Raw genomic sequence first — 818 nt, 5'->3', positions numbered from 1 at the left:
CACTTGTCCGTCGCAGAAACCACGTACTATCCGAGTACAACCGGCGTATGGCGTTCCTTGCCGACCCTAAAATCATAAAGATGCGCGGCATACGCTCACCACTAGCAGGCTTCCAGGATGAATCTAAGGACCTATACTCCTTACTGCGAGATTCCGCAGATCGGATGGCTGGGTGTGTCGCGAAGTATGACGAAGCCATAACTCGGGGGCGGGAGCAGGCAGGAGCTTACTTCCGGGATCTGGACCGGGCCATTACCCGGTATGACAATATGGGCTTCATCTACTTCGCACAGCAGGATCCGCAGGTGCTGGAAGCCTTACATGAGACACACCGTAGCCTGATGCCAAAGACTGCCCCAAAAAGCAGGTGGTCCTGGCTGCCATGGAAGCGGAAGCGATGAAACTGTGGATCCTGCTTGCCCTCCTGCTACAGGCCGTACCCGGTAGCCCGTCGCCACAGTACGCGACCGCACCCTACAGCGGAGACCTGATAACGCTACAGTACCGCGAGCTCTCATACCGGTTGAGCCGGTTCATAGAACCAGACCCCGCCAGGCAGTTCATGTCAGGCTACATATACAGCGGATCTTCACCCGTAACACACTCTGACCCCACCGGCGCAATGATGGGTGGAGAGACCGTGGAGATGGCTATCCGGGATCTCTCTACACCTGACCTTGAATCAGATACTGAAGACGTTCAGATCATCCACGAAGAAGTTAGCCATGTCCCGCCACCCTCTCCAGTTGCTACGCTGTCCAGACAAACTGAAAGTATGTTGTCGGAAGAGGCGCTGGCTATACGGAATACGGCCAAAT

2 protein-coding genes are annotated in these 818 nt (G+C 55.5%); both read left to right on the top strand.

Going from position 1 to position 818, the window contains the following annotated elements; translation table 11 throughout:
- Window positions 1–401, top strand: a 401-nt coding sequence (locus ACOCD2_RS23020; protein ID WP_419626215.1) for a hypothetical protein, incomplete at its 5' end; no start/stop codon positions are given.
- On the top strand, window positions 383–818 hold a 436-nt coding region (locus ACOCD2_RS23015; RefSeq protein WP_419626213.1), incomplete at its 3' end, for a hypothetical protein. The genes ACOCD2_RS23020 and ACOCD2_RS23015, both read left to right, overlap by 19 nt.

Origin of the sequence: Thiolapillus sp. (assembly GCF_048562965.1) — a bacterium.
In the GTDB taxonomy this organism is placed as follows: Bacteria; Pseudomonadota; Gammaproteobacteria; order Chromatiales; family Chromatiaceae; genus Thiolapillus; species Thiolapillus brandeum_A.
The sequence above is the reverse complement of the archived record's forward strand: the minus strand, read 5'-3'. Positions and strand labels throughout refer to the sequence as shown.